Origin of the sequence: Akkermansia sp. 54_46, assembly GCF_001917295.1 — a bacterium.
Lineage (GTDB): Bacteria > Verrucomicrobiota > Verrucomicrobiia > Verrucomicrobiales > Akkermansiaceae > Akkermansia > Akkermansia muciniphila.
The window spans coordinates 1-7,198 of sequence record NZ_MNUD01000016.1 but is presented as its reverse complement, the minus strand read 5'-3'; the positions used below and the strand labels follow the sequence as shown (position 1 = coordinate 7,198).

2 protein-coding genes are annotated in these 7,198 nt (G+C 59.0%); both read right to left on the bottom strand.

All coding sequences use genetic code 11. The features are described 5' to 3' along the window. Nucleotides 1-4,874: hypothetical protein (locus BHW66_RS02805; protein ID WP_286688882.1), on the bottom strand; the 4,874-nt coding region annotated here is incomplete at its 3' end. A gap of 184 nt (nucleotides 4,875-5,058) precedes the next feature. Continuing rightward, a partial coding sequence (locus tag BHW66_RS02800) for a glucosaminidase domain-containing protein (protein ID WP_286688881.1) occupies nucleotides 5,059-7,198 on the bottom strand: 2,140 nt, incomplete at its 5' end.

Here is a 7,198-nt window from a genome sequence, read left to right as displayed (position 1 = left end):
CTCCCATGATACACCACCCTCGGCTCCCCGTTCTCGTCCACCACCTTGGAAGCGTTCTGCGGGTCATGCTCCCAATCCCCAAACCAATTCTTAAACGCCTCCGTGCGCACGGAAAGCCACTGGTCTTCCGTCAGATTCGTATCTTTCCCGTTCGGGGCCTTCATGAACGTCCCGTCAGCGACCGCCTTCTTCCTGATTGTCTCTTTTTCCAGAGATAGGGAAAACGTCGCCGGAACAATAGCCCCGTCGTCAAACCGGCATTCCACTTCATTCACGTTGACAACATGCGCCCCTTGTGGTAAGGAAAAACCATCTCCCCCGCCAGCGGATTGGGACGGCAGAGCGGCCTTGCTTGCCGATCCTGGACCTAGGCGCGCGGTGCCGCTATTCGCGTTTGCAGGTTGTCGCTCTGCAAGGGGGAGCTTCTTCCCCAGCGGCTTCTTGCCCTGCCGCACTGGATAAGCCGAGACAATGGAATAAAACCCGTCCTTCCGGTCCAATTGCAGCAGCATCCATGAAGAAGGCTGCCTTCCCTTAACCAGCAACTCACGCCCGGGCGCCACCTCGTAAAGCTCGCTCACATTCGCCAGAATGGAACTGATATAGCGTTCCGGGGAACGGTCCTTCCAGAAGGAAAACCCGCGGGAAGCCAGGATATGGGTCAGTCCATAGCCGCGATGCTCCCCGACATCGGAACCCACCAGCAGCCGCACCGGCATGGCTGGCTGCCTCTTGCGGCGCGGAATCACAAACCAGTCAGGACTTCCGTCTTCCCGGGTGACGAACGTCTCCGGAGCCAGGACAGTTCCGGAACTATCCATGGCAACCACGGAAAACGTCGCCCCGGAAACGGGCACACGCTCGAACGGATTCACTTCACTCGTGCCGTCCCAGGCAAGGGCGCGGTCATGAAGGCGCAGCGCCGGGTCATGGGACTGCCATGCCCCCTTGGCTCTTTCCAAATCATGAATGGCCGCATTCAAATCTGCGTCCGTCTCCAGGCGGATGCCCATCCTGCCCGCCAAATCCTTCCGCCGGCTGATGCCTCTGGACTTCTTCAGAAGGGACAGGCGTTCGGCAATCAGGGCAATCCCCCGGGCCGCAAAGCGGGCCACCTTCTCGCAATCCTCCTGCCAGGACGTATCGTTGCCGAACAAATCAAACGCCTCTCCCTCCCGGGACTTCTCCGCAGCCACCCGGTCCGCCTCCTTAACATAGGCCGCCACGTAATCCCACGGCTTCCCCTTCTCGCGCAGTTGCAGGGCAAGCATCTGTCCCGCCTCCGTTGAAGACAGGCGACATACCTTCCACGCCTCGTTATCCGTAATCACCCCGTTCTTCAGGCGGGTAAACACCTCATCCCCGGCCAGGGTGGCAATATCCCAGCCCATCACATTGGCGGAACCGGGGCGCAAATACCCCTGCGCCTCCATCTCGTCCCGGCCCATATTGGAATTCCGGACAAAAAAAGCCACCTCCAGCGCGGACGCCTGACCGTCCAGCATATTCTGCCCGACGTCGTGCATCTTCGCCCAAGTGGCGTCATGCGCATCATCTTCTTCATACACGTAAGCCGGAATAAACTCCACCCCGTCGCGCACGGCCAAATCAAACCGGTGGCGTCCGGTAATCACATGCAGGGTTCCATCCCTGCGCCGCCACACGGAAATGGGCTGGGCGTCTTCCCGGAACCGTCCCTGAAGCTCGCGCCCCTTCACGGCTCCGCGTTCATTATGATCTCCCTGCTTGAACTGCTCCACATCCGGCGCCAGGGCCAGGGAATCCACCCGCACCTGGGCAAACACGCAATCCGGCGCCACCCGCACAAACGCGTGATCGCGGAACTCCGCGCCGGCCTCTTCATCGTGTTCGGCCTCTTCCCCCACCCCCTCCAGGGAGCCGCCGGCATCCTCCACCAGCGGAGCGGGGGATGCCGAATTCCCGGCAATGCCGGTCACGGGATCAGTCTCATCCTCCTCTTCCGCAGTCTCTTCCACATCCTCCGCGGCATCCATCCGCGCCATGGACTCTTCCAGCGCCTCCAGCTCGCCCAGCGTCATCGTGGCATCCCCCGGAGCCCTGCGGGAAGCAAGGTCCGCGTGCACCATCTCCACATCCAGTTTCTGCGCGGCATCCATCCGCGCCTGGCGGAAAACGCTCTCCGTACTCACGCCCACGGCCTGCAGGGCGTCCGCCAGGCCTCCGTGCTCTTCCATAAACTTCTTCCCCTCGTCCGTCGCGGCAAACTCGTTCCATTGCTCGCCCATGCGTATGATGCGGGCGGAATCCTCCAGATTCTTCAGGGCGAACTCCGCGGTGTCCTTTACCCACTGTGGCACGGGCAGGCTCTCAATATCCGCCAGGGAGGAAGACAGGGACAGGTTGGAAAAACTCTCCACCACGTCCCTGGCATCATGCGCCGGGCCCTCATACGTCCCCAGACTCACGCCGTACCTTCCCAGCACGGCGTCCGCCGCCTGCAAATGCTCCCACAAATCCTGCCAATCCTTCCCGGTCAGGTTCATGTAATGAACCAGGGCGGACTCCTGCACATCCTCCATCACGTTGGCCGTCGTGGCATGGCCTCCGGCGTAAAGCAGCAGGGAACTCCCAGGATCGGCCGCCATCGTAAACCGGTGGGCGAAGCTGGCCGCCGCCGTGCCGCTCTTGATCTCATCGGCTCTCCCCCTCGTAATCTCTCCGGAACGCACTGCATGATCAAGACGCCTCTCAAAAGCCGCCGCCAAATCGGCAATGGAACCAAGCTGAACCTTCCCCATCACTTCGGCATCCGTCCTGCTTCTGGCTTCCTGGACGGACACGCCCTCTTCCCGGACAATCGCGTCAATCCTCGCCTGGGCTCGCGCGGCCACATCCATCAACCCCGGGACGGTCATCCCTCCGGTTTCGGCGGCCGCCTTCCGGTACTCCGCAGGCGCTTCCTCGGACAACATATCCAGCGTCTCAATAAAATCCATCTTCCCGGCTTCCGAAATCGCGGCATTCCCCAGCACGGCATCCTGCATCACGCGGACGCCATTCAAATAAGCCCCCTGCAGCACTACCTGAACCAGGGCGTCCGTCTGCTCCTCGTTCATCTCCACGCTCCTGTCTTCCTCCATCTTCACGCCGTTCACTACAGCGCCCTCCCGCAGGCTCACCTCGTACCTGTCCGTTCCTTCCAGCTTGCGGATACGGCCAATGTTAGCCTTCTCCAGCACCTTGTCCAGAGCGCCGGACATCTGGTACAGCCGGGCCTCCTGCCGGTCCGCCAGCTCGGCGCCGGCCTTCCGCGCCCGTTCGGCGGCTCCTTCTGGATCCTTCAATACATCAGTCTCGAAATACTTCTGGGCCAGCGCAGCCTTGTGCTCCGCCGTGGAAAAAGACGCCATCTCTTCGGCATGCTTCTTCGTATATCCGGCCAGCTGGGCCCGCTGCGCATCCGTCACGAACGCCGCCACTTCCTGCTTCATCCTCGGAGCGTGGCCGGCAGCCATGGCCGCCACAAACAACGCGCATCCGCCGGACTGCTCCACATCCCCCATCGCCTGAAGCACGGGGCTCACCACCTCGAAATCCTTCGGCTTCACCTCCATTCCCGTCATCCCGGACAACTTCCGGGCCGTCCACTCGAACAACTCCCCGGCCAGGGGTTCCGCCGCCATCTCTTCCACGTAGGCAAACGCCGGGGTGGAAAGCATCTTGCCGGTTCTCGTCCCGGCAAAAAACGTGCGCCCCGGCACCTTCGCGGCCAGTCTCGCCAGGGCGCCGGTTCCCGTCCTGGTCATCAGCTTGTTGATGGCCCCCATGCGCCCGAACACGGAAAATACCCCAAACCCCTTTTCCTCCACCGTATTCCGCAGCCCGTTGATCGTCACGTCCACCAGGGAATCCCCGTTGCGGGAGGCGGCATTCCCGGCGTGCCCCATATCCCCGGCCAGCGCCAGGGCCCAGCCGCCGGGAGCCATGTAGGAAAGGCTCTGCCCGGTGATATTCCCGGCTCCGTTAATTGCCTTGACGTACCAGGACGCATCAGGGCTCGTGCCCCGCATCCGCTGTCCGAACTCGTGCATCACATCCTGCATCGTATTCAGCGCCTCTCGTTTTTGCTCGTAGCGGTCGAAGAGCTGCCTTTGTCCGTCAAACGTATCCTTCACCCCCTGCAGGGGAGCAATATTATTGGAATACCACTCTTCCATTCCGCTCATGCCGGGAATGTCCCTCACCGCCTGAACCGCCTTCACGCCCAGGCTCTCCGCGCCGCGCGCCGTGTCGGCAAAACTTCTATACAAATTGCGCCAGAAAGCAGCGGAATCCGTCTGGCTCTCCTGAACCTTCCGGTCAATCGCGGTCATCAGCAACATCAACGCCTGCTGGTCCAGCACCTCATTCCCGTTGACATTCACTGTCAGCAGATCGGCCATGTCCAGCGCGTCGGAGCGCCAGACATCCTCAAACCCACGCCTCTCGGCAAAAGCATACGCCCGCCGCGCCCTCATGATGGAATCGGCAACCTTCTGCGGACTCTCGGCATACTTCAGCAAATCGGCAGGACACGCGTCCCAGCTGCCTTCCTTCCCGGCTACGCAATCCACCATTCGGTGGGAAATTTCCTCCTGTTCCTGCTGGACTCTTCTCGTCCGTTCCTTGTAGGCGGCATCCTCTACGCGTGTTCTCTCGGAAAAATCCTGCCACACAGCGCGGTGAGCCTCCCCCATATCCTTAAACTGTGGGGCCTCCTTACCTTGCCGGGCCCAATACAAATACGGGTCGGCGGCTTGGTCCAGACCAAACAGGGAAACGCACACATCAAGGCCCAGGCAAGCCTCCTCGTCCGGTGTGACTGGGGGCTGGTAGCCTTCCGCCTTCACCAACCCTCAGGCGACTTTCGTCGGGCTTGAACTCCGGAAGCTTCCGGGAACCCGGCACCTGTCCCCAGTCTTGCAAGGAAGTAGGGGCGTCATTCTCCTGCAAATGGTCAAAGGACTCGGGAAGAAGGTCGGAATGTTTCGCCTCCTGCGCCAAGGGGAAAAAGTCTGTTTCAAACATGGTAATCAATTAAGCTTTAAGTTGAAAATAATATTCGGAAACCCCCTTCACCCAGTGGGAATTCAATCCCTTGGGATCGTTGGATGCTCCGGGGGGAGCGTACTTCTTGCCAATGGCGGCAATCGTTGTCAGTCCTTTGCCCAGGTAATTCCGGGCGAGCTGTCCGGCCATGTACTCAATACCGGCCTCGACCGTTTCAAAAGACCGGGGACCTCTGCCATACGGACTCACGCCCATGGCATTCTTCTTGTTCCGGAAAGCAGAACTGGTGCCGTTGCCTGTTTCGTGGATGGCAATGGCCATCAGCAAATCAGGGTCCACACCGTACTTCTCCCCGGCCCGCCGGAAGGCAGATTCGTACTGTTGAAGAGCGGGAGAAAGTACTTGGGCGGCCTTCTGCGGGGAAGAAACAGGCTGGTTCAGTACGCTGGTTGTTCCTTGTCGCTGCGGGGCATAAAAATTCTCCTGGTCTTCGTGGAGCTGTCTGGCATACGCCGTCGCGTCCTCCGGAGAATTGAACACGCCCAAGTGTTTACCGGTTTGCTTGAACTGATTCACGGCATCGTCCTCGGAAAGAACCTTGCCGTCCTCGGAAACGGTAGGAATCAGGTATTCCTTCCCGTCCATCTCCACGGAAATGGAACGCACCGTACTGATGGAGCCGTCGGCATTGCGGACGACGGGCCGTGTACTCAAATCAATATTGCCGGGCTCAATCATGCCGGGCACCTCTTCGGGGGCAAAACGGACGGTTGCTTTCCCCTTGTCCCCCGCGAGCATGATCAGGCGGTTGCCGTACTCGTCGCCAGAAAGCTCAATCCCCCTGTTAGGGCCTTCATAAAAACCCACTACAGGAACTTCGTTGTAAGCCTTGGACTGGTCCATGGTGGCTTTCAGACAGGGGCGACTTCCGTACTTCTGAACAAGCTGCTGGTACATTTCCTTGGGCACGTAGGCCCCGGCGCGCCTGCCAGCCACAAAGGACATGGGGACGGCCAAGGGGGCGCTGTCTTTCACAACCTCCACTTGCGGCGTGTAGGGAACCTGCTTCTTCTGATACTCCTTCCACTCCCTATTCTTCCGGTCAATGAAATCCTTCCCGGAATCCGGCATGCGTTCCCTGGTGTCTCCTACCTGGGCTTCACTGTCAAAAGCGCGGGAAATCTCCTTAGACTTCTTCTCGACATCCAGCTTTTCCGGATGCTCGTACTCGTTCAACTCTTTGGCTTTCTTTGCGGCAAATCTGAAAATCTGCATCCGGTCGTCGTGGATGCTCGCCTCCGGATTCCGATCTCGCCAATAGGCCATCTGGACGCGTACATACTCATCAATCTGGCTCTCTATCAAATTTCTGGCCGCCTCCTTCTCCTGAATCTTCTTTTGGTCACCTTTTCTGTACGCATCCCGTACTGAAGCGGATCTGTTCGGAATATACGCATCATCCGGAATATGGCGTAGCACCAGACCGATGTCATTTCTGCGTGCGCCCTTGGCGGCATCCAGTCGGGAAATCATCTTATCCATCACCACGGCGCGGATATACTCCTGGTTTCCCTCATAAGCCCCCAGGAGTGCCCACTTCTTGGCGGTGCGCTCGGCAATTTGATTAGCCTCCTCGCGAGATTGAGGAACAGGAAGCTTGTCCAGTTCCATATTGAACGCTCCCCTTATTTCCACCTTGTCCCGTTCCGTGAACCGTCCGCCGTTTTTTTGGGCATTGCGGGCCCATCTCCACATCTGTTCAGTAGCTCCGTTGGGCAACTGTTTTTTCAGGGCTTCAATATTCTTTTCCTGAATCTTGCGGCGGTCCTCTGCTGAAAGAGGGGCAGGCGTGGCCTCATCAGCCAGACGTCGGCGCACTTCGCGTTTGGCCCGGTCCAGATCAATGGGATTCAGGTCATTGTACAGTCCCTTGTTGATAGCCGCAGCCGTACGGATGGGATCGGCGGCGACACTGGAAAACAGGGCTGTTTTCAAATTCTCCTGCTCATTCGCATATCTGGATTTTCTTCCCTGAACAATTAGCAGTTGCCCTTTAGCAGAATCAATAGCTCCTGCTCTTACACCTTCATGAACAAGATCTTCATACCAGCCCCAATTATTCGTTTCTTCGGCCAGTTTCAAACTGGAATTCAAGGCCGTTTCCTGC